Here is a 26,546-nt window from a genome sequence, read left to right on the forward strand (position 1 = left end):
GAACGCGCGCTCTCCGCCGCCGTGTTCCGCTGCTTGCGGGCCGCGGCGAGGATGTCCTGCGCGTCCTGCATCAGCGTCCTGCCCGGATCCTCGAAGGAGGTGGCGGGTTTCGGCGGCAGGGAGGCGGGGTGCCGTTGGTCGGCGGGCTGGGCGTTGTAGTGGTCGACGGCCTTGTTGTAGTCGTCGATCTTCTTGCGGTGGGCGTCGGCGGCGTCCTCCGACGCCTTCACCCCCGCCTTCCACAGGTCGATCGCCGTCTGCGCCTGGGCCTGCGCCCAGGTGACGGTGCCCGAGAACGCCTCCAGCGCACCGACCGCACTGGTGCACGCGTCGGCGGCGGTGTACCACTTGGGCGGCTGGGTGCTCACCGCGGTACGCAGCGCCTCGGCCGTCTCGCCCTTGAGACGGGAGGAGTCCAGGCCCTTCAGGCCGCCGCCGGTGGTGTCGAACGCCACCTGGAAACCGCCGAGTTGCTTTACGACAGCGTCGATCCTGGCCGGGCTGCCGTAGATGAGCTTGGTCTTGTCCTCGGTCTGCCCGAGGTCCATCTCGTCGACCTCGGCGCCGAGGCGGTTGGCGACCGAACGGGACTGCTCACGCACCCAGTCGGCGCCGGACTTCCAGCCCACGTCCTGAAGCCGGTCGGCGGTCCAGTCACCCGCGTCCTCGACCTTGCCGCCCACCCACTCGACACCGTCCCCGACCGCGTCCTCGACGGAGTCGGGCGTGATGTCGCTGATGAAGTCGCCGATACCCACGCCTACTTGCCCCCGCCATCACCCTGTTGTTGCTGTTGCTGCTGTGCGCGCTCCTCCGGCGACGGGCCGAAGGTGTCGTCCAGTTCCTTGTTCCATTGGTCGTCGGAGACGCCGGACAGGTAGTTGAGCACCTGCGACTGCCGGCCGCCCTGTCCCTCGGTGACCAGGCTGCGGCCGGTGTCCTTCCAGGTCTGCCCCATGTCGTGACCGGCCTTGTCGAACGAGTCGGCACTCCAGTCGGGGTTCAGGTAGTCCGGCGTGAGGACGTCGCCCCAGCTCTGCTGCTCGATGTCCTCCTCGCTCGCGTGCGGGTTGCCGCCGAACAGGGAGTTGGCGCCCACCTTGAGCGAGCCCGCCACGTACTGGTCGCGTTCCCACAGGGTGCCCGCCGCCAGACCGAGCCGGTTCGCGATCTCACTGGCGTCCCGCACCAGGGCGCGTACGCCCCACTCCCAGCGCTCGCAGAAGTCCTCGAAGTCCTCGGCCAGGCCGTGGTGTCCGGCCTCCATCCCGGTGATGGCCAGCCCCGAAAAGCCCTTGCCCAGCACCGAGCCGGTAGGCCCGCCGAGGTCACCGAGCTGGTCGATGACCGCACCGAGGCCCTGGGTGAACTTGGTGACCGATTCCTTGCCGAGCTGGAGGTCCGCTCCGTCACCGCCCATGACCACGCCTCTCCTCACTGCGACCGGTGTCGACGGCTGCCGCGTCCGGGACGATGCCGGTGACCGGCGGGAAGAACATCGCCCCGTCCTCGGTGGCGATGTCGACGGCGAGGCCGGCGGGTTCACCGAGACCGGGCACGATCTCGTCCACGATGCGCGCGCCGAGCAGCGCGGCGTAGTCCAACGACCGGTCACCGGGTGCGTGATGCACGGCGAAACGCGCCAGCGCCTCCTCGTCCGTGAACCCGCACACCCACCGCACCCCACCCGAATGCGCCGACCACAGACGCCCGCCGACGGACGGAACGAGCAGCACCGAACGCCGCATCTCACCCACCAGTGCCCTGGGGTCGCCGATGCCCGCTCTCCGCTCGGCGATCCGCTCGGCCAACACCGTCCTGGGTTGCTCCACGGCCCCTCCCTCGTCTCTGCCTACCGATGGCCCCGTACATGCAGACGCTCGCGAAGGAGGTAGTGGTTCTCAGCGAGTTCACACCAATGCTTTGCAGGTGTCGCCCAGTTCGGGACAACCGTGGACAGGTTCGTCGCCGAGGCGCAGGCCCGAGCGGCGCTGGGTCGGCAGGAGGCGCGTTCACGAACGCACTGCGCAGGTGAACACGCTGCAGGTGCGCCCGGACCGCAGGGGGTGCCCGGACCGTGGCCCGGCTTCTCCTCGGCACCGAGGGCTGTGTCCCGCGCCCGCATCGCCGGTGCGGCCCGGTGCGGTCAGCCGGCGGGGTGCTGTGCCGCCGGGCGGACGTTCTCGGTGGCGGCCAGTGAGGCGAGCAGGCGCAGGCCCTCTTCCGAGGAGGAGCCGGGTTCGGCGGTGTAGACGGTCATGCTGAGTCCCGGTTCGGCGGCCAGGTCGAGGGACTCGTAGGCGAGCGTGAGGTCGCCGACCGCCGGGTGGTGGAACCGTTTGGTGCCCGTTCCGTGCCGCCGGACGTTGTGGGCGCTCCAGCGGGTGCGGAAGTCCTCGCTGCGGGTGGACAGTTCGCCGACGAGGTCGTGCAGGTCCTTGTCGTGGGGGTCGCGGCCGGCCTCGCGGCGCAGGATGGCCACCGCCATGTCCCCGAACAGGTCCCAGTCCGGGTAGAACCGGCGGGAGGCCGGGTCGAGGAAGTTGAAGCGGGCCAGATTCCGCTGGTTGCCGGGGTTGGCGAGCAGGTCGGCGTAGAAGGCGCGGGCGAGCGGGTTGGCGGCGAGGATGTCCGTCCGGCCGTTGCACACGACCGCGGGCCCCGCCGTGATCGCGTCCAGGGTCCACTGCAGGCTGCGGTGCGGGGTCCACGACCGGGTGGAGCCACGGCGCCGGGGGCGGGTGAGGACGTCCGAGCCGTCGGCGGCCTGGGCCAGGTTCAGGAGGTGGGCGCGTTCGGCGTCGTCCAGCCGCAGGGCGCGGGCGACGGCCTCCAGTACGGCGGGGGAGGCGCCGGCGAGGCTGCCGCGCTCGAGTTTCGCGTAGTACTCGACGCTCATGTCGGCCAGGGCCGCGACCTCGCTCCGGCGCAGCCCGGGGACCCGGCGCCTGCTCCCGGCGGGCAGCCCGGCCTGCTCCGGGGTGATCTTCGCTCGCCGCGAGGTGAGGAACTCGCGGACCTCGTCTCGGTTGTCCACACCTCGACCGTACGGCCTGGCCGCCGTCGGAGGGATGTACTGCCGGTACACCTCTCACCGGTGACTCGTTGCGCGGGCGGAGAACGGGTTACCTGGAGGGTGCGGCTCGCGATCCGCGATCCGTGAGCACGTGAAAAACGTGAAGAACGCAAACAGTGCAAACAGTGCACAAAATGCGAAGACGTAAGGAACCCCTCATGCGCGGAGCAGTGATCCACGCCCCCGGCGACGTCCGCTTCGAGACCCTGCCGGATCCCGAGATCCTCAAGCCGACCGACGCGATCATCCGTACGGCCGTCACCTGTGTCTGCGGCTCCGACCTGTGGCCCTGGCGCGGTCTGGACGTGACCGGTGAGGCGCACCCGATGGGCCACGAGTACGTCGGCTTCGTCGAGGAGGTCGGCAGCGAGGTCACCGCGGTGAAGCCGGGCCAGTTCGTGGTCGGCTCGTTCGCGACCTCGGACAACACCTGCGCGAACTGCCGCAGCGGCTTCCCGTCGAACTGCCTGAACCGCGAGTTCATGAGCACCTGCCAGGCCGAGTACGTGCGTATCCCCAACGCCCAGGGCACTCTCGTCGCCACCGACGGGATACCGGGCGAGGAGCTGTGGCCCGGTCTGCTGGCCGTCTCCGACGTGATGGGCACCGGCTGGTGGGCCGCCGACGCCGCCCAGGTCACGCCGGGTTCCACCGCCGTGGTCGTCGGTGACGGGGCGGTCGGCCTGTGTGCGGTGATCGCCGCGAAGGAACTGGGCGCCGAGCGGATCATCGCGATGAGCCGCCACGCCTCCCGTCAGGAACTCGCCCGCGAGTTCGGCGCCACCGACATCGTCACCGAGCGCGGCGAGGAGGGCGTCGCCCGGATCAAGGAGATGACCGGCGGGATCGGCGCCGACGCGGTGTTGGAATGCGTCGGTACCGCCGAGGCCATGCGGCAGGCCCTGCACGCAGCGCGTCCGGGCGGCAGCGTCGGCTTCGTCGGCGTCCCCCACGACGTCGCCGTCGACGGCCAGGAACTGTTCTTCTCCCACGTCGGCCTGCGCGGCGGCCCCGCCCCGGTACGCCGCTACCTGCCCGACCTGATCGAGCGCGTGCTGTCGGGGCGCATCGACCCGGGCAAGGTCTTCGACCTCACCCTCCCGCTGGAGCAGGTCGCCGAGGGGTACCGGGCCATGGACGAACGCCGCGCGGTCAAGGTCCTCCTCAAGCCCTGACGCCCTCCTCCCGAAGCCCCGCCCCTCCCGCCACCCGCCTCCCGCCACCGGCCGTCCGTAACTGGCCACCCGCCACTCCGCCACGTCCCACGAGTGCACAGAACAGGTACGACCATGCAGATCACCCGAAGCTCGATCGACACCGTCAAGGGTCCCGCCGACTGGTTCACCGGCGATGTCTACATCGACCCCGTCGCCGCCGCACCCGGGCCCTCCCGGCTCAGCGCCGCCCTGGTGCACTTCATGCCCGGCGCACGCACCCACTGGCACCGCCATCCGCTGAGCCAGACCGTCTTCGTCACCGAGGGAGTCGGTCTGTGCCAGCGCCGGGGCGGGCCGGTCGAGGTCATCCGGCCCGGCGACCGTGTCCTGTTCGAGGCCGACGAGGAGCACTGGCACGGCGCCGCACCGAACCGGCTGATGGTCCACCTGGCCCTCAACGAGAGCGACACCGACCATGACGTCGTCCACTGGCTGACCCCCGTCACCGACGAGGAGTACGCCGCCGCCCCGGCCGCTGACTGACCCCCTTGGTCCCTCTGCGAGCCCCGGAGCGGTTCGTGAACCGGTGGGCCTGCCTGACCACGCCGGTGGTAGGCACCGGCAGGTCTGGTTGCCCGGGGGGCCACGACTTCAGGATGAGTCACACGGCCGACGGCACTCACCGGGCGGGTCACGGAAGGGCTGCACACGCAGTGCGGCTGTGCCTGCTCGCCGTGCCGTCGGCCAGGTGTTCCATCCCGACGTCCGTCCGTTCCCGGAGCCGAGGCGAGACCCCGGCCGGCCCGCCGAACCGTCAAGGTGGGCGCGTCCAGCCGCCGGCCACCTCTCTCCGGCTCCCCGCTCCACAAGGACCAAGAAAGAGCCATGCGTACTCGACTGCATCGCATCATCGTCGGGGCGTCCGTCGCCTCGGCGTTCCTGGGCACGCTCACGGCGGGCACCGCCGCAGCCGCGGCGCCGCCGGTCAGCACGTCCTCCGTGCTGCATCTGGACCTGCAGGCAGGCCAGATGCCCGAGAACATCGTGCCCGACCGGCACGGCAGTGTCACCGTCACGTTCGCCGGAGCCCGCCAGGTCGCCCGCATCACGGCGGCGGGCCGCATCCGGGTGCTCGCCACCCTGCCGGCCCCCGCGGACACGACTGCCAGGACGCCGCTGCTGGGATTCCCGCTGACCACCGGCCTGGTCCGTGAAGGACACACGTTCTACGTCCTCTACGCCACCGGCACCGAGGCGGAGACCGGTGTCTGGACGTTCACCGAAGGGCACAGGCCCCGGAAGTTCGCCGACCTCCCCGCCGACGGACTTCCCAACGGCCTGGCCATGGACCCCGGGACCGGCACGCTCTACGTCACCGACTCCGCGAAGGGCGCCGTCTACTCGGTGCCCACCAGGGGCCGCGCGGCGGGCCGGACCGCCCTCTTCAGCGACAGCGACGCCCTCGCCCCCACCGGCTTCTTCGGCGTGAACGGGGCGAAGATCCACGACGGGGACCTGTACGTGTCCAACCTCGACAAGGGCACCGTTCTGCGTACGCCGCTGAGCGGGTCCCGCGCCGGTACGTTCACGGTCTTCGCCGACGGGCTGAAAGGCATCGACGACTTCGAGTTCACCGGCAGGCACGGCAGGCACGACGAGTTCCTGGCGAGTCTCGTCACCGAGAACACGGTGGTGCTGGCCGACGGCCGGGGAGCCCGCAGGACCGTACTGACCCGGGCCGACGGCCTGTCCAATCCCACGTCGATCGCGATCCGCGGCAGCGAGGTCTATGTGCCGAGTGCCGCGTACACGACACAGAGCGACCCGAACGTGCTGTTCGGTCATCTGTCCCGGCCCTGACACGGCGGGCCGTGCCCCCGTACGATGCTTACCGTGCAGGGCACGGCCTCGGCCGAGTGATCCGGGCGGAGGGCGTCCGGCGGCACGGGGGCCATGGGCCGCCGCCTCAGGCGCGGTCCGCGGGGTGCTCCGGACGGGCCGCCGGGCCGGTCGCCTGGGAGAGCAGGCGGAGCGCGGCCTGGGACGGGGAGCCGGGTTCGGCGATCGCGAGCACGATGTGCCGTTCCTCGTCCTGCGGAAGCCGCAGGCTCTGCTGCGTCACGGTGAGACTGCCGACCAGCGGGTGGTGCATCGCGAACACCGTCGCGGCACAGGGGCTGACCCGGTGATCGGCCCACGGCTCGGCGAACTCCGCGCTTTTCATGGCCAGTTCACCGACGAGTGAGGCGAGCAGCGCGTCGTCGGGGTGCCGCCCGGCGGTCATGCGGAGGTTCTCGACAACGGCCCTGGCCTTGCTCGGCCAGTCGGCGTAGAGCGCGCGGATGTGCGGGTCGAGGAAGACCATGCGGGCCAGATTGGGGCGGTTCTCCGGATCCGCCGGGTCGTCCCGGTCGATATGGGACGCGAACAGCGCGTGACCCATCCGGTTCCAGGCCAGTACGTCACTGCGCCGCCCGCTGAGGAGGGCGGGAACGTCACCGAAGGCATCCAGCAGGTTCGAGACCGACGCGTCGACGTGTTCCGCCGGCGGACGGCGGGCGACCACACGCCGCTTGGCGCTGCCCGCCAGGTCGTGGAGATGACGCTGCTCGGCCCCGTCGAGACGCAGGGCCCGGCCGATGGCGTCGAGCACCTCCGGCGAGGCCCCCACGGACTGGCCCTGCTCCAGCCGCGTGTAGTACGACGAGCTCACGCCGGCCAGCAGTGCCAGTTCCTCGCGGCGCAGGCCGGGGACGCGGCGCCGGTCCCCGTAGTCCGGCAGCCCGACGTCCTCCGGCCGCAGCCGGGCCCGCCGGGTCTGCAGGAAGTCCCCGAGTTCTCGCTGTCCGCTCATACGACCGAGTATGCGGACCCCGCCACCCGGCAACCTGCCCCTGCGGGGGACAGGCACGGCCCGGTCCGGTCCGGTCACAAGGCGGTGCGCCCGGCCGGCGGCTGGTCGTTCTTCGTGGCGGCCGTCAAGAGCGGGCGCCTGGCTGGAGGCGTCCAAGGAGCAAGTTGAGGCTTCTGCCCCTGCGCAGGCTGCGACTGGCAGTATGCCAAGGCCGGGGCGCAGTGCCGGTTGCAGGGTGAGGTCATCGCCGAGCAGTGCCGGCGGCTGGCGTCGAGGGCGTACTGGACACGGGTCCGCCGCTGCGGCACCTGGTCGGACGGCGGCTTGCCGCCCGGACCGCGCGGGCCTGCGAGGCCACCGCTCGCGCGAGGCGGAGCGGATCGACCACTGCCTGATCGCGGCCGAGGGCGTCAGTTGTGTTTCCCCCCGTCATCAGGTGCTCAGGCGGTCGGCAGCCCCAGGGCCCTGAGCGTCCCCGGGGAGACGTCCGCGCCGTCGAGGGCGCGGGCGAGACGGAGCGCCTGTTCCGCGATCACCAGGTCCTGCGGGACGTCGGGGACCGGGTCGCCGATGTCCCGCAGGAACGCGGCGACCCGGTCCCAGGAGTAGAGAACCGTCCCTTCACCGGATACGGGTTCGGGGAAGCGCTGGTCCTGGGACAGCTGAGCCAGCGACTGCATGCTGTGTCCGCTGCGCTGGGCGGCTTCGTCGAGTGTCACCGTGCCGGGCAGGGTGGCGCCGACGGGTTGGAGCCCGTCGATGAGCCGGATGCGTTGCACGGCTTCGGCAACAGCGTCCAGCAGGGTCGGGGCTTCGATGTCGCAGGCCAGCTCCCGCAGCATGGCTGAGTCGGCGGAGTTCGGGTGGGCGTGGGGATTTTCCGGGGCGAGGGTGTAAGAGATCGCCCCGTCCGCGAGGGCATCGCAGCGATCGAACGCGTCAGCCTGCTCGCGAGTGAGCGGCTGGTCGAGAAGGACGCTGAAACTCCACTCCACTTCGTACCTCCCTAGTGCATGTGGGCGTTGACGAAACGGTCGATCTTCTTCGCCTCGTTACCTGGGTTCTTGGGCGTGCCGGAGACAGCAAGGCGTGCTCCGCACGAGCAGCAGACGACCCATCCCCACCGGTGACCGTTCTTGTCCGGCACGACTGTGCAGCCGGCCTGCTTGGCACGGTCGAGCGCACTGGCCACGTCCGCGTTCTGGTGCCGCCCTTTGGAAACCACCTGCTGACCGTAGTGGTGATCCTGCTCACCACAACGCGATCAGAGCTCTCTCTGCCAGCCTTGGGTGAGACGTCCCGCTTCGTCGGGCGAGCTCGGTGGATGGCGATCGCGATCTGTCCGGGTTGGTCACGTAGGACAGCGGGCGGCAGTCGTCGCGGATGGTGGAGGGTGGCGGCGACGCTGATGGCGAGGTCGCGCAAGAAGGCCATGGCGCGGGACAGGGAGTCGGTGCGGACCTTGGAGCCGTCTTCGCGACTGACACGGGCTCAGCGGCCCTCGCGGTGATCGTCACGGTGAGGGCCGTCAACGTACCCGCCCTGAAAAATTCGGACATCCGGTACAGGCAAGGCCGCCCGTCCGGAACAATGGGGCCACGATGAGCTCCGAGATCTCCCCGGCCGCCGCGTCCGCCGACTACGCCCCCTTCACCCACCTCACCGTCCCCAACGCACCCCTCTACCGTCAGGTGATGCGGGCCTTCCTCGCCGCCAAGGAGCGGTTCGCGGTGCATCTGCGGCCGGAGGATGTGTACGCCGCGCTGGACGCGGGGAGTCGGCCCGCCGATGTCGAGGCGGTGACCCTGGCGCTGGACAAGCTCGTGGGGTGGGGCAATCTGCGGGCCGATCCGGACCACGCGCACGTCACCACGGTCGAGGACTGGTACCGCCGGCGGTTCATCTACCAGCTCACCCGGGCCGGTGAGGCGGCCGAGGCGGCACTGGGGACGTACGACGAGGTGCTGGGGCGGCGCGGCGAACTCCAGGCGGTCGCGCTGCACGACATCGTCACGCAGCTGCGGGCCCTGCTCGTGATCGCCGCCGAGGACGAGCCCGACCCCGCCAAGACCTACGTCGCCCTGTCCGTGCTGACGGCGCGCTTCACCGACCTCGCCGACAACGCCCGCGCCTTCATGGGCTCGCTCCAGCGCACCATCGACCTGCACGACATCGAGGTCGAGGCGTTCCTCGCCTACAAGGACCGGCTGATCCAGTACCTGGAGCGGTTCATCCAGGACCTCATCACCCTCGGCGGGCGGATCGCCCTGCTGATCGGGGAACTGGAGCAGCAGAAGCGGGTCGGGCCGCTGCTGCGGCTCGCCGCCGCCCGTGAGGCCGCCGACGCCTCGCCGGAGGAGGCCGAGCGGGCGGAGGCGGTGGCGTACGAGAGGTGGGCCGCGCGATGGTCCGGGCTCGCCGACTGGTTCGTGTCGGGGGAGGGGCGGGAGTCGCAGGCCAGACTGCTGCGCGGGCGGGCACTCGGTTCGATCCCGCAGCTCCTCGCCGTCGTACGGCAGCTCAACGAGCGGCGGTCCGGACGCTCGGACCGCTCGGCCGACTTCCGAACCCTGGCGCGCTGGTTCGCCCAGGCACCGGACGACGAGGCGCGCCACCGGCTGTGGCGGGTGGCGTTCGGGCTGCACCCCTCGCGGCACCTCACCGTCGACGCCGACACCCTCGCCGACCGGACGGCCTCCCCGGAGCCGGCCTCCACGCCGTGGGGTGCGGCGCGACCGCTGCGGATCAGCCCCCAGCTGCGCCGCACCGGCAGCTACGAACGGCGCGGCAAACCGCGCCGGGTGGCCGACCGGGGCGAGGCGAAGCGCCGGCTCGCCGAGATCGCCGCCCGGCAGACGGAGGAGACCCGGCGGGCCCGGGACCGCCTCGTCACGGGCGGCCCGGTGCTGCTGTCCCGGCTCGGCGAACTCGACCCGCTCGCCTTCCAGTTGTTCCTGCGGCTGCTCGGCGACGCGCTCGCCGGCTGGCGGCCGGGGACGACGACCACCGTGGCCACCAGCGGGGACGGTTCGATGGAGATCCGGCTGACCGCCCTCGACGACGGGTCGACGGCCGAAGTACGCACACCGGAAGGGGTGTTCAGAGGACCCGACCACCTGATCGACATCGTCGACCTCACGGCCCGGTACGGCGACCGCGGCGCGTCCGTCCCTGTCCCTCCGCCCGAACCTGTCCCCGCGCCAGGTGCGGACACCTACCCCCGCCCCGCGGAGGACCGATGAACGACCCCCTCGCCGAAGTCCTCGACGGCCAGCGCCAGGCGGACCTGCAGAAGGCCGCCCGCGCCCTGCTGAAGGAGCCGCTGCTCACCGCCGACGGACCGCACGCCGACGAGTACCGGCTGGTGCGCCGCCACGCCGCCGAGCTGCGGGACTGGTTCGAACGCAACGTCGGCTGGACGCTGCGTACGGACGCCGACGCCGCACGGCTGCGCAAGACGCCCGGCACCCTCACCGACGCCACGCACCCGGCGCGCGAGGCCGCCCGCAGCGCCCTGCCCTTCACCCGCCGCCGTTACGTCCTGCTGTGCCTGGCCCTGGCCGCGCTGGAGCGGGGCGAGTCGCAGGTGGCGCTCGGACGCCTCGCCGAACAGGTCGTCCTGGCCGCCGCCGATCCCGAACTCGTCTCCGCGGGCATCACGTTCACCCTGGAGCGGCGCGACGAGCGCCTCGACCTCGCGGCCGTCGTACGCCTGCTGCTGCGGTTCGGGGTGCTGCGGCGGGTGGCCGGCGACGAGGACGCCTACGTGAGCGGATCGGGCGACGTCCTGTACGACGTGCGGCGGCGTGTACTGGCCGGGATGCCCGCGTCCCTGCGGGGTCCCTCCCTGGTCGAGGCCGAGGGCTTCGACGAGCGTCTGACGGAGATGACCGCGTGGACCGTGCTCGACACCGACGAGCTCAGGTTCCGGGCGATCCGCTGGAAACTGACCCGCGTCCTCCTGGACGACCCGGTGCTCTACTACGACGACCTCACCGACGACGAACTGGCCTACCTCACCCGGCAGCGCGGCTTCATCACCGCCCGCATCAACGAACTGACCGGCCTCGTACCGGAGATCCGCGCCGAGGGCATCGCCATGGCCGACCCGATGGACGACCTCACGGACGTGCGCATGCCGGAACAGGGCACCCACGGTCACGTCACCCTGCTGCTGGCGGGGCACCTGGCCCAGGCGTCCGGGCCCGTGGAACCGGGGGAGTTGGAGTCCCGCGTACGGGAACTGGCCGTGGAGCACGCCGGGTTCTGGTCCAAGTCGGCGCGGGAACCGGGAGCGGAGTCAGGGCTCGTCGAGCAGGCGGTGGCCAAGCTGGTGGCCCTGGGACTCGCCGAACGCACCGAACGGGGCGTCGTGCCGCGGCCGGCCCTCGCGCGCTACGCGGTCGGCGAGCCCGTCGTCAGGGAACCGGGACGGCACCGCCGGGCCCCCGCCACGACCGTACCGCCGACCCGAGCCGCGCAGCCCGTGCAACCCACGGAGCCAGGGCAACCCGCGCATCCCCCGCAGCCCGCCCAACCCGTCCAGGACGAAAGGTGAACCACCCCGTGACCGCGCCTCCCGGCCCCGCGCTCCCCGCTCCCGCCCCCGGCCGGTGGCGTCCCCTGCGTATCGGGCTCGTCGACCTCTTCCACTACGACACCGAGGAGTTCTGGTTCCGCGACGGCCGCCTGCTGCTGCGCGGCAACAACGGCACCGGCAAGTCCAAGGTGCTCGCCCTCACCCTCCCGTTCCTCCTCGACGGCGACCTCTCCGCCCGCCGCGTCGAACCCGACGGCGACCCGGGCAAACGCATGGAGTGGAACCTGCTCCTGGGCGGCGCGCACCCGCATCCCGAGCGGCTCGGCTACACCTGGGTCGAGTTCGGCCGGCTCGACGCGACCACGGGCGAGGCGCACTTCCGCACCCTGCTGTGCGGACTGAAGGCGGTCGCCGGACGCGGCATCGCCCGCCACTGGTTCGCGGTCACCGACCGGCGCATCGGCGCCGGCCTCGACCTGCTGGACGCGACCGGGACGGCCCTGTCCCGCGACCGGCTCGCGGAGGCCGTCGGCGTCCACGGCATGGTGTACGACACGGCGAAGGCCTACCGCCGCGCGGTGGACGAAACCCTCTTCGGGCTCGGCGAGCAGCGCTACGGCGCCCTCGTCGACCTCCTGATCCAGCTCCGCCAGCCCCAGCTGTCCAAGCGGCCCAGCGAGGCCGCCCTGTCCCGGGCGCTGACCGAGGCACTGCCGCCGATGGACCAGGCGGTCGTCGCCGACGCTGCGGAGGCGTTCCGGTCGCTGGACGAGGAGAAGGAGGAACTGCGGGCGGCGCGCGAGGCCGAGCAGGCGTCCTCGGCGTTCCTCGACCACTACCGCCGCTACGCGCGCCTCGCCTCCCGGCGCCGCGCCCGCCTGCCCCGCCGCGAACACGCCCGGTACGAGAACCTGCAACGGGAACTCGCCAAGGCGCAGACGGACCGGGACCGGGCCTCGGCCGACCGCGAGGAGGCCCGGGCGAAGGGCGACGCCCTCGACGAGCGGGCCGCGCGGCTGGCCGCCCAGGACGCCACCCTGCGGGCCCGGCCCGAGATGCGCGACGCCCGCGCGCTCGACCAGGCCGCGCTGGACGCCACCCGCACCGCCGGAGAGCTGGAGCGGGCCGAGGCGGACCGGCGTACGGCGGCCGAGGCGCACACCCGGGCCCTGGGCCGGCTCGCCACCGCGGACAACCGCCTCACGGCCGCCCGGAAGACGCTGGACGGCATCCGGGACGAGGTGGCCGGGAACGCGGCGGCCACCCGGCTCGATGTCCCCAGGACCGAGGGAGCCCCCGAAGCGGTCCTGCGGAAGGAGGCGGACGAGGCGACCGCGAGCAGGCGGCGCGCCGTCGACCATGTGGCGGAACTCGTCACACAGGCCGAGCGGGCCGCGGAGCGGCACCGGAACGCCCGGCAGCGCGCCGACGAGGCCGACGAGGAGGTCGTGCACGGCCAGGAGCGGCTGGCCGAGGCGGAGGAGGACGTGGCCGGGGCGGGGCGGGCCCTGGTCTCAGCCGTGCGGGAGCACCTGTCCGGGTGCGCGGAACTGCGGGTGCCGGGCCTGCCGGGAGTCCTGGACGCGGTGCAGCTCTGGGCGGGCTCGCTGGACGGTCCGCTCCCGGCCCGTACGGCCGCCACCGAGGCGCACCGCGGCGCCGCCTCCCGGCTGGCCGACCGGGCGGCCGCACTGGCCCACCGCGAGACGGCGGCGGAGGAGCGGCAGCGGCTGGCGGCGGAGGAACTGACCGCCCTCGAAACGGGCGGCGAGCGCGGCCCGGCGGCTCCCCCCACCCGCACCCCCGGGGTACGGGACCGGGGCCCCGGCGCCCCGCTGTGGAAGCTCGTCGACTTCCGCCCGCACGTCACCCCGGCCGGTCGCGCGGGGCTGGAAGCCGCGCTGGAGGCGTCGGGGCTCCTCGACGCGTGGGTGCGCCCGGACGGCTCCGCGACCGCGGCGGACGGCCACGACGTGCTGCTCGACCCGGTCGGGCTGCTCGGCGGGACGGGCCTCGACCGCGCACTGCGCCCGGCGGTCGATCCCGCGGACGCGGGGGCCGCCGCCGTGGGGGAGGAGACGGTCGCGCGTCTGCTCGCCTCGATCGGGCTGGCGGCCGCGGGCGACGGCGACGGGCCCGCGGAGACCGCCTGGGACACCGGCGGCCACGACACCTGGGTCGGCGCGGACGGGCGCTTCCGCGTCGGAGCCCTCACCGGGAGCTGGGCCAAGGACGCCGCCCAGTACGTGGGAGAAGGCGCGCGGGAACAGGCGCGTCGCATCCGCATCGCGGAACTGCACGCCGAGATCGGCACCTTGGCGGCCGAACGGGAACAACTGGCCCAGGAGTCCCGTGCCGTGGCCGGGCGCCGTGCCGTACTCGACGCCGAACTCGCCGCACTGCCCGGTGACGACGGCCTGCGGCGCGCCCACGCACGCGTCACCGCCGCGGCCGAAGCGGTCCGCCGCACCCGCGCCCGGCAGGGCGAACGCGCCGCCGAACTGGCTTCGCAGGCGCACCGGGCCGAGCGGGCGGCGGCCGAACTCACCGAGACCGCCGCCGCTTTGAACCTTCCCACCGACCCCACGGCACTGGGTGCGGTGCGCCAGGCGCTCGCCGACCGCACCGTCCTCCTTGCGGGTCTGTGGCCCGCGCTGCGCGAACGCGGCGAAGCCGAGCGCGCGGTGCTGGCCGAAGGGGAGGAGACCCACCGGGCCGAACGCCTCGTGTCCGCACTCGCGGAGCGCGCGACGGAGGCCGCCCGGGCTGCCGCCGCGGCGGACGAACACCTCACGACGCTCCGCTCCACCGTCGGGGCGGCCGTCGCCGAACTCCAGCGGCAACTGGCCCGGACCGCCGAGGCGGCCCGCGTCTGCGAGCACGAACAGCAGCGGGCCCGGGAGGAGTTCGGGGACGCCGACCGGCGGGCCAGCCGCGCCGAGGGACGTATCGAGCGGCTCACCGAGGACGTCACCGAGGCGACCGCCGCACGGGAGGAGGCCGTCGCGGCGCTCCAGCGGTTCGCCGCGACCGGACTGCTCGCCGTCGCGCTGCCCGACCTCGCCGTACCGGACGACGGCGCGGGAACCTGGGCGGCGACCCCCGCCGTCGCCCTCGCACGCGCCGTGGAGTCCCGGCTCTCCTCGGTCGACGACACCGACGCCGCCTGGGAACGCGTACAGAAGCGGCTGAGCGAGGAGTTCGGCAGGCTCCAGGACGCGCTGTCGCGGCACGGCCACACCGCCACCGCCCGTCCGAGCGAGGACGGCATGCGCGTCGACATCGTCTACCAGGGCCGGGAACGGGCCGTGCCCGAACTCGCCGAGGCACTCGCCGTCGAGGTCGCGGAACTCACCCGCATCCTGTCCGCACGCGAGCGCGAGATCCTCCAGACCCATCTGATCACCGAGGTCGCCGGGACGCTCCAGGAACTGATCGGGGCGGCCGAACGGCAGGTGGCCGCCATGAACAGGGAGCTGGAGGAACGCCCGACCTCCACGGGGATGAAGCTGCGGCTGGTGTGGCGGGCGTCCCGCCGGGCCCCGCAGGGACTGGACCGGGCCCAGGAACGGCTGCGCCAGTCCGCCGACGCCTGGTCGATCGAGGACCGGGCCGCCGTCGGCGCGTTCCTGCAGGAGCAGATCGCCCGCCGGCAGGCCGACGACAGCGCCGGCAGCTGGCTGGAGGACCTCACCGCCGCCCTCGACTACCGGTCCTGGCACGAGTTCGGCGTCGAACGCCACCAGCACGGCAAGTGGGTGCCCGCCACCGGCCCCGCCTCGGGCGGGGAGCGGGTCCTGGCCGCGTCCGTGCCCCTGTTCGCCGCCGCGTCCTCGCACTACGCGAGCGCGGGCGGCGCGCACGCCCCGCGACTGGTCACCCTGGACGAGGCGTTCGCCGGCGTCGACGACGACTCGCGCGCCAAGTGCCTCGGTCTGCTGCGCGCGTTCGACCTCGATGTCGTCATGACCAGCGAACGTGAATGGGCCTGCTACCCCCAGGTGCCGGGCATCGCCATCGCCCAGCTCTCCCGCGTCGACGAGATCGACGCCGTGCTGGTGACGCGGTGGGAATGGGACGGCGGTGAACGGCGCCGCGGGGTGGAGCCGGGGGCGGCTGCCGTCACCGGTGCCGGTGCCGGTGGCTACGGAGAGGGGCCCGGAGGCCCGGTGAGCCCTGCCGGTGAGCCGGGCCGGACCGCCGGTGCCCTCGGCGGCGACGCCCAGGGGGCCCTGTGGACGTGAACCGTCCGGCGACACCGGAGGACGCCCCCGCGGACGCGCCACCGGCAGCAGCTGGCACCGGCGTCGACGCCGAGCGCCTCGGTCGTCTGCTCGGTGATCCCGGCCTCGCCTGGTTCGTGGACCGCGTCCGCCGGCGCATGGCACGCGGCCGGCCGCTCACCGGCTCCGTCACCCTGTCCGACCCCGATGAACCCCAACGGCGCGCCGCCGAACGCCTGCTGGGCCGCGCACCACGCTCCGGCGGCTCCCTCGGCATCCGCCTCGCCACCGTGGACGAGATCCTGCGCCGCTCCGGTGTCAGCCCCGGCGGACTGGCGGCGGCCGTCGAGGCCCTCACCGGGCCGGTCACCCTCCACGCCGAGACACGTGGCGCGGAGGAACGGGCCTGGGCGGAGGCGTACGCCCCGTTCGACAGCCTCGGCAGCCCCGACACGGAGCTGGCCCGCTGGGCCGAGCGGATCCGGGGCGACGGTCTCGTACGGCGCCTCGCCCGCACACCGGAGGCCGCGGTCCCCCTGGTGGAGGCCGCCGTACGCGCGCTGCGCGCCCTGCCCGCCTCACCCCCGACCTCCCGGGCGACGTTCGCGGCACGGAACCTCTCGGGCGCCCATGCCCTGGACGAGGGGACGCCACTGGCCACCCTCGTCCTGTCCGGCATCCGTGCCCTCACCGGCTTCCCCGACGGCTCCGGTGCGCAGTGGCGGCGGGAGGCGTGGGCCTCGGCGGGGCTGCTCAAGGACGACCTGTCCTCGACCGTCCTCACCCTCAACCTGCGCGGCACCCCGGCCCTCGACTGGGCGGCCGACGCGGGGGAACCGACGGTGCTGACGCTCCGCTCCCTCACCCGCCGCGCACCGGTCACCATCGCCTCGGCGACGGGAACCGTCCACCTCTGTGAGAACCCGGCCGTCCTGTCCGCCGCCGCCGACACCTTCGGTGCGGCGTGCCCGCCCCTGGTGTGCCTCCAGGGACAGCCGTCCGCCGCCGCGCTCACCCTGCTGCGCGACCTGTCCGGGGCCGGAGCCGTCCTCCTCCACCACGGCGACTTCGACTGGGGCGGTGTGCGCATCGCCGCGGCACTGGCACGCAGTGTCCCGTGGAAGCCCTGGCGCTTCACGGCCGCCGACTACCGGGCAGCGGTGACCGCGGCAGCCGAGGCCCCGGCCCTGACGGGCGCACCCGCCGCGACCCCCTGGGACCCGGCCCTGGCCGTCGCCCTCACCGAGTGCGGCGTCCGCGTCGAGGAGGAGACGGTACTGGACGACCTGCTCACGGACCTCGGAGCGGCATCCCGATGAGATACGGCCCGGAAGCGCGGCGAGCGCAGGACCAGGCGGTACCGGTCACGCGCACCCAGGACGAGCCCAGACGCGATCCCCGGGCTCACGCATGGCGGAGGAGAAACTGCCTCTCCGGACTTGGGCAGGGGCGGTCGCCCGCGCAACCTCTGCACGGTACGGCTGGTGGGCCTGCCCGTCACGCACCGAATCTACCGTGATGCCGCACACCCCTCCCGGCTCGTGCTGCCGTTCACGGTGGTGGGCGGTCCTGCGGGTGGGTGGGCCGAGTGGTGCTCCAGTGGTGCTGAAGCCGGGACCGGCAGGGTGGTGGTGAGTGGCGGGCGGCCGTGAGGGGCGCCGCAGCGAAGGGAGTTCACCATGTCTCAGCCGGTCGGAACCCTCAGTCCACAGGTCACGGGTGACCTGTACGCCGAGGTACAGACCTTCTACGCGCGGCAGATGCGGCGGGTCGACAGCCTGGACATCGAGGGCTTCGCCGCGACGTTCACCGAGGACGGCGAGGTCGTGCACGCGGGCGGCCAGCGGCAGAGCGGCCGGGCGGAGATGATCGCCGGCATGCGGGCGGCGCTGCCCCGGTACAAGGACATCGCGACCCGGCACTGGTTCGGCCACCTCCTCATCGAGGCCGACCCGGCCGACGAGGACACCGTGCGCGTCTCGTACTACACGCTGGTCACGCAGACCGACCGGGAGGGGAAGGTCTCCTTCCAGCCGACGTTCACCGTGGACGACGTGCTCGTCCGCCGCGACGGCGGACTGCTGACCCGGTCCCGGGTGATCCGCCGGGACAGCCCGTCCGCCCCCGCGGCCTCCTGACGGACCGCGCCGGGCGGCACACGGGAAGAACGGGAAGAGGAGAGGGGCCCTTCGGCGAAGGGCCCCTCTCCTCTTCCCGTACCGGCGGTCGTGTCACGCGGCGCACGGTGCGGTCAGGCGTGGCAGGCGGGCAGGCCACCGTGGAAGGCGGCCATCTCCCGGAAGGACGCCGCGACGTCCAGCCGTTCGCCCGGCGCCAGCCCCTCCAGCTCGGCGTACGCGCGGTGCAGGTTCCCGACGAGGCGTTCGGAGTCCAGCAGACCGGCGAACGCCCCGAGGTCCGCCTCGCGGGCGGCCGTCAGCACACTCGCGCCGCGCCGCAGGCCGTCACGCGCGATCTCCCGGATCCGCCGTACGTACGCCTCCGTCGCGTCCAGGAGTTCCGGGCCGCCGACCTGTCCGTGCCCCGGGACGATCACCGAGGCGCCGAGTGCGCGCATCCGTGCCAGCGCCTCCAGCGACCCGGTGACCGAGCCCATCAGGAGGTACGGGGTCACCCCCGACCACACGACGTCCCCGGTGAACAGCACCCCGCGCTCCGGGACCCACGCGACGACGTCGTTCGGGGTGTGGGCCGGGCCCACGTCGAACAGCTCCGTGCGCGGCCCGCCGGCCCCGTGCAGGGTGAGCCGGTCGCGGAAGGTGAGCGACGGCGGGGTGAGAGGGGTCTCGCCCCACTCCACGCCGGGCCACAGACCGCGCAGCCCGAGACCGGCCTCGCACACGTCGGACCGTGTCCCCTCGTGCGCGACGACCACGGCGCGCGGGACGAACTGGCCGTTGCCGAAGGTGTGGTCGCCGTGGAAGTGGGTGTTGACGACGAAGTCCGGGCCGCCGGGCACCACGCGCTCCACCTCCTCACGCAGCCGCCGGGTACGGGACTCGGTCGCCGCGGTGTCGACCAGGACCGCGCGGTCCCCGCCGACGACGAGGCCCGCGTTGTTCAGGCACCAGCCGCCCTCCGGCTGGACGAACGCGTACACGTCGTCGGCGACCCGGGTCAGAGAGCCGTGCGCCGCCGGGGCGGTCGGCGCCGTCACGCGGCGGCCTCCTGCGGCGCGCCGGACGGCAGGCCGCCGAACCGTCCCTGGTGGAACAGCAGCGGATCCGGCGAGGCCGTGCCGCCGGACAGCGCGACGACCGCGCCGATCAGCAGCGTATGGTCGCCGGCCTCGTACTCGGCGTGCAGGACGCACTCGACGTACGTCTCCGCGGCGGGCAGCACGGCGTTGCCGGTGACCCCCTCCACGGCGGACAGCCGCCGCATCGCGGCGCGCCCCTCCGGCCGGTCGGGACGGCAGAACTCCTGCGCCAGGTCGCGCTGCGCGTGGCCGAGCACGTTCACGGCGAAGCTGCCCGAGCGCGAGATGCGCGGGCGCATCCGGCCGTCCGCCTTGACCGACACCAGGATCAGCATCGGGTCGAGGGAGACGGAGGTCAGGCTGTTGAGCGTCATCACGATCGTCTCGTCACCACTGCCCTGGGTGAGCAGGGTGACGCCGGTCGGGAACCGGCCCATCGCGGTGCGGAAGGCGGCCACGTCCGGTTCGGCCAGCAGCGTGCCGGCGGTCACAGCGGGGGTCATGTCGGTACTCCGTTTCTGCTCGTCCACTCGTCCACTCGTCCACTCGTCAGTAGTTGCCGAGCCCGCCGCACACGTTCAGCGCCTGCGCGGTGATGGAGGCGGCCGTGTCCGACACGAGGTAGCCGACGAGTCCGGCGACCTCCTCGGGCGTCGAGTAACGGCCCAGCGGGATCTTCGCGTTGAAGCGGTCCTGGATCTCCTGCTCGCTCACCCCGTAGTGGCCGGCGTACCCCTGCCGGACCCGCTGGGCCATCGGGGTCTCCACATAACCGGGGCAGACGGCGTTCACGGTGATGCCGGTCGCGGCCAGCTCCTTGCCGACGGCCTTGGTGAAGCCGATCACGCCGTGCTTGGACGCGGAGTAGGGCGCGGCGAGTTCGACGCCCTGCTTGCCGCCCGTGGAGGCGATGTTGATGATCCGGCCCCAGGAGCCGTCGCGCATCAGACCCGTGGAGAGCACCTCGCGGGTGACACGGAAGGTGCCGTTGAGGTTGGTCTCGATCACGTCGTCCCACAGTTCGTCGGGCAGTTCGGCCGTCACGCCGCCCCCGCCCCGGCCCGCGTTGTTGACGAGGACGTCGATGCGCCCGTACGCGGCGACCGCGGCCCGTACGGCCTCCTGGATCTGCGGCAGGGACGTCACGTCGCACACCGTCCCGGACACCTCACGGCCCAGCTCGCGCTGCTCCTTCACCAGGGTGCGCACGTTCTCCGCGTCCCGGGCCACCCCGAACACCGCGACACCGCGCTCGGCCAGCAGCTCGGTCACGGCCAGGCCGATCCCGCTGGTCGCCCCGGTGACGAAGGCGACCCGACGTTGCACATCTGTCATCGTGCTCTCCCCATCGCTCGTGCGGTTCGGTCCACTCCGGCTCGACGGTGGGCCCGCCGCCTTGCGGGGGTCTCGCCCCGGGGTGGAGCCGGGCTGGAGAGCGCACGTTCGAGCGGCACTGGACGGGGGGCCTAGCACGCGCCGCCAGTTTGGGCGTAATCGACCGCGGCCGGGCGGACACCCGGCAGGAGCGAGGAGGCCCCGTGCCCGAGCAGACGCAGACCCTGCCCGATGTCAGGAAGTCGGTGACCGTTGCGACGACGCCCGACGAATGCTTCCGGATCTTCACCGAGAGGCCGGCCGACTGGTGGCCGCCGAGCCACGTCCTGGTGCGCAAGGAACGGGCCGGCCTCGCCTTCGAACCGGGCGTGGGCGGCCGCTACTACGAGTGGGACGTCGAGGGCACGGAGATCGCCTGGGGCCGCGTACTGGAGTGGGTCCCGGGCCGCCGTCTCGTCATGACCTGGCGCATCGACCCCAACTGGCAGTCCCTGCCGACCGACGAGGGCGCCAGCCAGATCGAGGTGGACTTCGAGGCCGTGGACGGCACGCACACCCTGGTGTCGCTCGCCCACGTCAAGCTGGACAACCACGGTCCGGGCGCCGAACGCATCTTCAAGGCGCTCGACGGACCCAGCCCCGGCGAGACGCTGGAGCGCTTCACCCGGGCCGTCGCGAACGGGGCGGCGGCATGAGCGTCGACACCGGCGCCGCGCCCGCCACCGCGCCCGCACCTGCCGGTGCCGTCACCGTGCCCGCACCTGCCGGTGCCGCCGGGCCGGTGTCCGGTCTCGGCGCCGCCGCCGAGCGGCTCCGCACCGTGGCCGCCGCCCACGCGGCCGACGCGGACACCGCCCGCGGCCTGTCCCGCGACGTCGTCGACGGCATCCGGCACGCCGGGTTCGCCCGGCACTTCGTGGCCGCCCGCTTCGGCGGCACGGAGGGCACCTTCGCGGAGCTGACCGGAGCCGTCATGGCCGTCGGCGAGGGCTGTGCCGCCGCCGCCTGGTGCGCCTCGCTGGCCGCGTACTCGGCGCGCTTCGCCGCCCACCTGCCCGAGGCCGGGCACCAGGAGCTGTGGGGCGCCGGTCCCGACACCGTCGTCGCGACCGGCCTGATGCCCGCCGGCCGGGCCCGGCCCGGGAACGGCGGCTGGCACGTCACCGGCCAGTGGGCGTACGTCAGCGCCGTCGACTTCGCCGACTGGGTGATGGTGTGCGCGGCGGTCGCCGGTGCCGAGGGGCCGCCGCGGCTGCGCTTCTTCACCCTGCCGCGCGGCGCGTACACCGTGCGCGAGAGCTGGGACAGCGTCGGGATGCGGGCCACCGGGAGCCACACCGTCGTCGTCGACGACGTGTTCGTGCCGGACCACCTGACCTTCGACCGCGCCGACATGCTCACCGGCCGCAACGGCACCTCCGCCGTGTCCTCCCACAACGTGCCCTTCCAGGCCGTCGGCGGACTCACCTTCATCGCGCCCGTCGCCGGTGCCGCGACCGGGGCACTGGCCGCCTGCGCGGGCTCGGTCACCGGGCGCCGCCGCAACCAGACCGCGGAACTGACCGTGGTCCGCGCCTCCGGACGCGTCGACGCGGCACGCCTCCTCGTGGAGCAGAACGCCCAGGTCCTCGACCAGCGGCTGTTCACCGCCGAGCACATGGCACGCAACGAGCGCAACGCGACGTTCGCCGCCGAGATGCTCCGCGAGGCCGTGACGCTGCTGGTCGGCGCCGCCGGCACCGCCGGGCTCGGCGAGAGGCACGCCCTCCAGCGGCACTGGCGGGACATCACGTCCGCGACGAGCCACGTCGCGCTCCAGTACGACACCGCCGCACGCAAGAACTACTCGGCGGTCCTGCTCGGCCCCGAGGGGTGAGTGCCCGCGGGCCGAGGGGGCGTCCCGTCGCGGACGCCCCCTCGGCCGTCCGGCGCCCACCGCCGCCCGCCCGTCGCGGGCCGGGGCGACCCGGCCCGTGTCCCTCATCCGTACGTCGAGGCCCGACCGTAACGTCCCCAGCGGAGGAACCATCGTGACAGTCACCCAGGAGACGGCCCTTCAGGAGACGGCCGCACCGCAGACGCCCCCACAGAAATCAGCCGGCCCCACGGCGCCGCCGCAGGGCGGCGGCTGCCCGGTGGCCGGCGTCTTCCCCTTCAGCGGCTCCAGCTACCGGGGCCCCGCCCCGGCGTACGGCACGCTGCGCGCCGAGCAGCCGGTGGTGAAGGTGCCCACCGCGGGCGGCGTGGACGCCTGGCTGGTCACCCGGTACGAGGACGTGCGCCGGCTGTCCGCCGACCCCCGCCTCAGCCGCGCCCGGGCGTGCGGCGAGGGGGCGCCGCGGGTGGGCGGCACGATGCACACCACCCCGGAGATGATCATCTCTCTCGACGCGCCCGAGCACTCCCGGCTGCGGAAGCTGGTGGCCGGCGCGTTCACCATGCGCCGGGTCGAGCGGATGCGGGAGAACGTCCAGCGGGTCACCGACGAACTGCTCGACGACATGGAGAGCAAGGACGGGGTCGTGGACCTCGTGCAGCAGCTCGCGGTGCCGCTCCCGCTCACCGTCATCGGCGAGCTGCTGGGCGTACCTGCCCAGGACCTGCGGGAGTTCGAGCAGTGGGCGCGGGCGTTCGCCACCGTCGACGACCGGGCGGGCGGCGAGGAGTCGCTGCACGCCCTGGGCAAGCTCAGCGAGTACATCGTCGGGCTCATCGCCGAGAAGCGTGCCCGGCCCGCCGACGACATGCTCTCCGAACTGATCGCGGCCCGCGACGACAACGACCGCCTCAGCGAACCCGAGCTGGTCACCTTCGGCTTCACCCTGATCGGCGCCGGATTCGACACCACCGCCAACCAGCTCGCCAACTCCGTGCTGGCGCTGCTGGTCGACCACCAGGACCAGTGGCGCCACCTGGTCGAGGACACCTCCCGCATCCCGCGGGCCGTCGAGGAACTCCTGCGGCACGTCAATCTGTTCGCGACCGACACGTCCGGGTTCCCCCGGATCGCGGCCGAGGACATCGAGGTCGGCGGCGTGACGATACCCGCGGGGGACGCGGTGCTGCTCTCCCTGGCCTCCGCCAACCGCGACGCGGACGTCTTCGACGAGCCCGACCGGCTCGACCTGGCCCGCGAGCGCAACCCGCACATCTCCTTCGGCCACGGCATGCACTACTGCCTGGGCAAGCACCTGGGACGCATGGAGATGGAGGTCGCCATCGAGGGCCTGGTACGGCGCTTCCCGGACCTCAGGCTCGCCGTCCCGGAGAGCGAACTGCCCTGGCACGAAGGGGAGATCAACCACACCCTCACCAGCCTGCCGGTGGTCCGCGGCAACTGACCACGCGGCGCGCACGCGCGGCACGGAAGGGGCTGCGGCCCCGGCGCCGGCCCCTGGAACCCGCCTCCCGGAGGAGTTCCAGGGGCCTTTCCCGTGCCGCCGCACGCAACGCCGCCGCACACCACGCCGCCACCGCAACGCCGCCACGGAGCACTGCAACCGGCGCCGGGTGTCGTGCGGCAGCCGGTGCGCGGGGCCTCGAGGGCGTGGGGGACTGCTTGCCGGGCGTTCGACGGTGTCGGGCGACGTCCGTCGAGGTCCGTCGGGCCCGCCGCCGCCCGCTCGCCTGTGCCGGCACCCGGGGGAGACACGGCCGCGCCCGGCTCCAGGAGGAGCCGGGCGCGGTACGGAAGGCGAAAAGGAGCGAAGGCCGGGTCAGGAGGCCGGTACCGGGGAGACCCAGGTGGCCTTGCTGTCGACGGCGATGGGCCCCTCGGGCGCGGCCCCCGGCGCGGTGAAGACGAACGCGTAGGCCGCCGTGGCGAAGTGCGTGCCCGTGATCTTGCCGACGTGCTCGGCCTGGACGGTGCCGGGGATGGCGCCGCCCTCGGACGCACCGCCGTGGGTGATGTAGAAGGCGATCGTGCCGTCGCTCCGCTGGTTCCAGTAGCCCGTGGCCGCGTAGAGCGGCGAGCCGCTGTCGTCCGGGGGACCCTCGGCGGTCAGCTTGTGGTCCGGCGCGAACGTGAACCGGGGCGTCGTCACCGAGGTGCCGCCGTCGGGCAGGTGGACCGTCACCGTCAGGTCCCACACGCCGGCCAGCGGCTTGTTCCTGACCTCGTGGTGGACGCGGGCCGGTGAGGCCGACGCGGTACCGACCCCCGCCAGGACGGCCAGCACGGCGAGGAGCGCACCGAGCAGCCGCAGCGCGGTCGGACGCGGACGCGGACGCCGCGTCGGTGCGGCTACGGGGGATGTCGTGCCCTCGGGCGTCGACGTGGTCTCAGGCATGGACGGACAGCCTTTCCTCGGATGCGGAGCCGGACGGGGATGCAGTGGGGGTGGGTGGGGCGGATGGAGCGGGTGGGGTCTGTGGGGTGCGGGGGAGTTTCTTGAGGTCGAAGCCGGGTGCGCGGACCTCCGCGGGCGTCAGCCGCGTGCCGGCGGCCAGCAGCCGGGCGGCGATGCCGTGGTCGGCGGGACGGTTCACGGACTCGACACCGGTCAGCCGGCCGGCGCGGAAGCAGAAGACGGAGAACCGGTCACCGTCCGGATCCCCCGAGGTGACGGTCTCGTCGTGGCCGGACGTCAGGCCCGCCGTCTGGATGCGCATCGCGTACTGGTCGGTCCAGAACCGGGGCACGGCGGTGTACGGGCGGGGCTCGCCGCAGATCGCGGCGGCCACGCACCGCGCCTGGTCGGTGGCGTTCTGCACGGATTCGAGACGGATGCGGCGGCCGGCGTGCACACTCGGGAAGGCGGCGCAGTCGCCGACCGCCCAGATGCCCGGGTCCGCGGTGCGCAGCCCCTCGTCCACCACGACACCGTCGTCGACGGCCAGGCCCGCGGCCAGCGCGAGCCCGGTGTCGGGCAGCACCCCGATGCCGACCACCACGAGGTCGGCGTCGATCCGCTCGCCGTCCGCCAGCTCCACGGCCCGGACCCTGCCGCCGCCCGCGCCCGCGCTTTCGCCCTCGTCCGTGCCCTCGCCGTGCAGCGCGGCGACCTGACGGTCCATCAGGACACGCACGCCGTGGGCGCGGTGCTCGGCGACGATCCGGTCGGACACCAGCGGTGTGAGCGCGCGGGCCAGGGCCCTCGGCTGCGCCTCCACCACGGTCACGTCATGGCCCAGACCCCGCGCGGTGGCCGCCACCTCGAGCCCGATGAACCCGGCGCCGATCACGACGAGCCGCACCGGCGTGCCGTGCAGCCGCTGCCGCAGGGCCTCCGCGTCGGCCAGCCCGCGCAGCGTCCGCACCCCGGCGAGCGAGGCGCCGGGCACCGGCAGCGGCCGCGGGCGGCAGCCGGTCGCCAGGACCAGCGCGCCGTACGGCAGCCGCAGGCCCGACTCCAGCAGGACCGTGTGCCGCTCCCGGTCGACGGAGGCCACCACGTCGCCGGTCAGCAGTTCGATGTCCTGCCCGGAGTAGAACGCCGCCGGCCGCAGCGGGACGTCCTCGGCGGACACGGCACCGGTCAGGTAGCCCTTCGACAGCGGTGGCCGGTGGACGGGACCGGGCGGCTCGTCGCCGACGAGCGTGACACGGCCCGGGTAGCCGCGGGCCCGCAGGGCCGCCGCCGTCTCCAGACCGGCCTGGCCCGCGCCGGCGACCACCACCGAGCGCGGCGCCATCAGCTCTGCGCCTCGGGCAGATGGACCAGCAGACCGTCCATCTCCTCGGACACCGGGAGCTGGCAGCTCAGACGGCTGAACTCGGTGCGCTCGCACGCCGTGCCGTACAGGACGTCGTCCTCGACCTCGTGCATCGGCGGCAGCGGCAGGAGGTTCGCCCCGTCGATGTACACATGGCAGGTGCCGCACTGGGCGGACCCGCCGCACTGGGCCTCGATGCCGTCGACGTTGTTGAGCTTGGCCCCGCGCATGACCGTGTCGGGGGCCTCGACGTCGACGACGGTGACGGTTCCGTTCGGATGCTTGTAGGTGATCTTGGCCATGGCGAGGTCTCCTGGGCTGTCGTGCGGATCAGGTCGGGATCAGGTCGCGGAGGAGGGATCCGACGCGGCGGGACGCCTTCGGCCGGGGTCCGAAGTCGGTGACCGAAGTCGCTGACCGAAGTCCGAGTTCGACGCCGGAAGCCGAAGTCCGCAGTCCGAAGGCCGCGGCCCGGCAGCCCCC

Annotated in this window: 24 protein-coding genes and 1 pseudogene; 12 read left to right on the forward strand and 13 right to left on the reverse strand. The window is 73.4% G+C overall.

The annotated features are described in order from the left end of the window. From ABZ862_RS00005 to ABZ862_RS00020, 4 genes are all read right to left on the reverse strand, one after another. On the reverse strand, positions 1–758 hold a 758-nt coding region (locus ABZ862_RS00005), incomplete at its 3' end, for a putative T7SS-secreted protein (protein WP_360949545.1). Positions 759–760: 2 nt separating this feature from the next. Next, entirely contained in the window at positions 761–1,420 is a 660-nt protein-coding gene (locus tag ABZ862_RS00010) for a hypothetical protein (protein ID WP_360949548.1), read from the reverse strand. After that, a complete protein-coding gene (locus tag ABZ862_RS00015) occupies positions 1,410–1,832 on the reverse strand; it encodes a hypothetical protein (RefSeq protein ID WP_360949551.1) in 423 nt (140 codons plus the stop codon). The genes ABZ862_RS00010 and ABZ862_RS00015 overlap by 11 nt, the downstream gene beginning before the upstream one ends. 314 nt (positions 1,833–2,146) lie before the next feature. Then, entirely contained in the window at positions 2,147–3,037 is an 891-nt protein-coding gene (locus ABZ862_RS00020) for a helix-turn-helix transcriptional regulator (RefSeq protein WP_360949554.1), read from the reverse strand. Between the two features lie 197 nt (positions 3,038–3,234). On the opposite strand from ABZ862_RS00020, the gene ABZ862_RS00025 reads away from it, so the two are divergent. The 3 genes from ABZ862_RS00025 to ABZ862_RS00035 all read left to right on the forward strand — a co-directional run bounded on the left by ABZ862_RS00025 (position 3,235) and on the right by ABZ862_RS00035 (position 6,093). Beyond that, positions 3,235–4,251, forward strand: a complete 1,017-nt coding sequence (locus tag ABZ862_RS00025) for a zinc-dependent alcohol dehydrogenase family protein (RefSeq protein ID WP_360949557.1) — start codon at positions 3,235–3,237, stop codon at positions 4,249–4,251. Positions 4,252–4,365: 114 nt separating this feature from the next. Continuing rightward, positions 4,366–4,776 carry a cupin domain-containing protein gene (locus ABZ862_RS00030; RefSeq protein WP_360949560.1) on the forward strand — a complete coding sequence of 137 codons (411 nt, stop codon included), beginning with the start codon at positions 4,366–4,368 and terminating at the stop codon, positions 4,774–4,776. 342 nt (positions 4,777–5,118) lie between these two features. Next, the gene (locus tag ABZ862_RS00035) at positions 5,119–6,093 is read left to right on the forward strand and encodes a hypothetical protein (RefSeq protein ID WP_360949563.1); all 975 of its coding nucleotides are present in this window, start codon (positions 5,119–5,121) and stop codon (positions 6,091–6,093) included. A gap of 106 nt (positions 6,094–6,199) precedes the next feature. On the opposite strand, the gene ABZ862_RS00040 is transcribed toward ABZ862_RS00035, so the two are convergent. Beyond that, a complete protein-coding gene (locus ABZ862_RS00040) occupies positions 6,200–7,087 on the reverse strand; it encodes a helix-turn-helix transcriptional regulator (protein ID WP_360949566.1) in 888 nt (295 codons plus the stop codon). Positions 7,088–7,229: 142 nt separating this feature from the next. Between ABZ862_RS00040 and ABZ862_RS00045 the strand changes: the two are divergent. Next, a pseudogene (locus ABZ862_RS00045) lies at positions 7,230–7,502 on the forward strand (RNA methyltransferase); the annotation flags it as partial. 25 nt (positions 7,503–7,527) lie between these two features. Here the strand turns inward: ABZ862_RS00045 and ABZ862_RS00050 are convergent. Both ABZ862_RS00050 and ABZ862_RS00055 read right to left on the reverse strand, forming a co-directional pair. After that, a complete protein-coding gene (locus ABZ862_RS00050; RefSeq protein WP_360949569.1) occupies positions 7,528–8,082 on the reverse strand; it encodes a hypothetical protein in 555 nt (184 codons plus the stop codon). A gap of 11 nt (positions 8,083–8,093) precedes the next feature. Further along, on the reverse strand, positions 8,094–8,312 hold the full coding sequence (locus ABZ862_RS00055) for a hypothetical protein (protein ID WP_360949571.1): 219 nt from the start codon (positions 8,310–8,312) through the stop codon (positions 8,094–8,096). 376 nt (positions 8,313–8,688) lie between these two features. On the opposite strand from ABZ862_RS00055, the gene ABZ862_RS00060 reads away from it, so the two are divergent. The 5 genes from ABZ862_RS00060 to ABZ862_RS00080 all read left to right on the forward strand — a co-directional run bounded on the left by ABZ862_RS00060 (position 8,689) and on the right by ABZ862_RS00080 (position 17,988). After that, entirely contained in the window at positions 8,689–10,329 is a 1,641-nt protein-coding gene (locus ABZ862_RS00060; protein ID WP_360949574.1) for a TIGR02677 family protein, read from the forward strand. Continuing rightward, positions 10,326–11,645: a TIGR02678 family protein gene (locus ABZ862_RS00065; protein WP_360949577.1), complete on the forward strand. Its 1,320-nt coding sequence runs from the start codon at positions 10,326–10,328 to the stop codon at positions 11,643–11,645. The genes ABZ862_RS00060 and ABZ862_RS00065 overlap by 4 nt, the downstream gene beginning before the upstream one ends. Positions 11,646–11,653: 8 nt before the next feature. After that, positions 11,654–15,871, forward strand: a complete 4,218-nt coding sequence (locus ABZ862_RS00070; RefSeq protein WP_360949580.1) for a TIGR02680 family protein — start codon at positions 11,654–11,656, stop codon at positions 15,869–15,871. Next, positions 15,862–17,169, forward strand: a complete 1,308-nt coding sequence (locus ABZ862_RS00075) for a TIGR02679 family protein (protein WP_360949583.1) — start codon at positions 15,862–15,864, stop codon at positions 17,167–17,169. Before ABZ862_RS00070 ends, ABZ862_RS00075 begins: the two co-directional genes overlap by 10 nt. Before the next feature lie 360 nt (positions 17,170–17,529). Then, complete coding sequence (locus ABZ862_RS00080; protein WP_360949586.1) at positions 17,530–17,988, forward strand: nuclear transport factor 2 family protein; 459 nt, start codon at positions 17,530–17,532, stop codon at positions 17,986–17,988. 113 nt (positions 17,989–18,101) lie between these two features. On the opposite strand, the gene ABZ862_RS00085 is transcribed toward ABZ862_RS00080, so the two are convergent. The 3 genes from ABZ862_RS00085 to ABZ862_RS00095 are packed head-to-tail and all read right to left on the reverse strand — an operon-like array spanning position 18,102 to position 20,405. After that, positions 18,102–19,028, reverse strand: coding sequence for an MBL fold metallo-hydrolase (locus ABZ862_RS00085; RefSeq protein WP_360949589.1), 927 nt, complete (start codon positions 19,026–19,028; stop codon positions 18,102–18,104). Continuing rightward, a complete protein-coding gene (locus ABZ862_RS00090) occupies positions 19,025–19,573 on the reverse strand; it encodes a flavin reductase family protein (protein ID WP_360949592.1) in 549 nt (182 codons plus the stop codon). Before ABZ862_RS00090 ends, ABZ862_RS00085 begins: the two co-directional genes overlap by 4 nt. Positions 19,574–19,619: 46 nt before the next feature. Continuing rightward, the gene (locus ABZ862_RS00095; RefSeq protein WP_360949595.1) at positions 19,620–20,405 is read right to left on the reverse strand and encodes an SDR family NAD(P)-dependent oxidoreductase; all 786 of its coding nucleotides are present in this window, start codon (positions 20,403–20,405) and stop codon (positions 19,620–19,622) included. A 203-nt stretch (positions 20,406–20,608) separates the two neighbouring features. Between ABZ862_RS00095 and ABZ862_RS00100 the strand changes: the two genes are divergently transcribed. From ABZ862_RS00100 to ABZ862_RS00110, 3 genes are all read left to right on the forward strand, one after another. Beyond that, a complete protein-coding gene (locus ABZ862_RS00100) occupies positions 20,609–21,100 on the forward strand; it encodes an SRPBCC domain-containing protein (RefSeq protein ID WP_360949598.1) in 492 nt (163 codons plus the stop codon). Next, a complete protein-coding gene (locus ABZ862_RS00105; RefSeq protein ID WP_360949600.1) occupies positions 21,097–22,281 on the forward strand; it encodes a hydrolase in 1,185 nt (394 codons plus the stop codon). The genes ABZ862_RS00100 and ABZ862_RS00105 overlap by 4 nt, the downstream gene beginning before the upstream one ends. Before the next feature lie 154 nt (positions 22,282–22,435). Beyond that, positions 22,436–23,746, forward strand: coding sequence for a cytochrome P450 (locus tag ABZ862_RS00110; protein ID WP_360949603.1), 1,311 nt, complete (start codon positions 22,436–22,438; stop codon positions 23,744–23,746). Between the two features lie 375 nt (positions 23,747–24,121). On the opposite strand, the gene ABZ862_RS00115 is transcribed toward ABZ862_RS00110, so the two are convergent. Genes ABZ862_RS00115 through ABZ862_RS00125 form a run of 3 tightly spaced genes read right to left on the reverse strand, consistent with a single transcriptional unit; the run spans position 24,122 to position 26,365 of the window. Further along, positions 24,122–24,697, reverse strand: coding sequence for a hypothetical protein (locus tag ABZ862_RS00115; protein WP_360949606.1), 576 nt, complete (start codon positions 24,695–24,697; stop codon positions 24,122–24,124). After that, a complete protein-coding gene (locus ABZ862_RS00120) occupies positions 24,690–26,042 on the reverse strand; it encodes an FAD-dependent oxidoreductase (protein ID WP_360949609.1) in 1,353 nt (450 codons plus the stop codon). Before ABZ862_RS00120 ends, ABZ862_RS00115 begins: the two co-directional genes overlap by 8 nt. Continuing rightward, positions 26,042–26,365, reverse strand: coding sequence for a 2Fe-2S iron-sulfur cluster-binding protein (locus ABZ862_RS00125; RefSeq protein WP_360949612.1), 324 nt, complete (start codon positions 26,363–26,365; stop codon positions 26,042–26,044). The genes ABZ862_RS00120 and ABZ862_RS00125 overlap by 1 nt, the downstream gene beginning before the upstream one ends. Positions 26,366–26,546: the final 181 nt, after the last annotated feature.

The organism is Streptomyces sp. NPDC047000, from assembly GCF_040644295.1.
GTDB lineage: Bacteria > Actinomycetota > Actinomycetes > Streptomycetales > Streptomycetaceae > Streptomyces.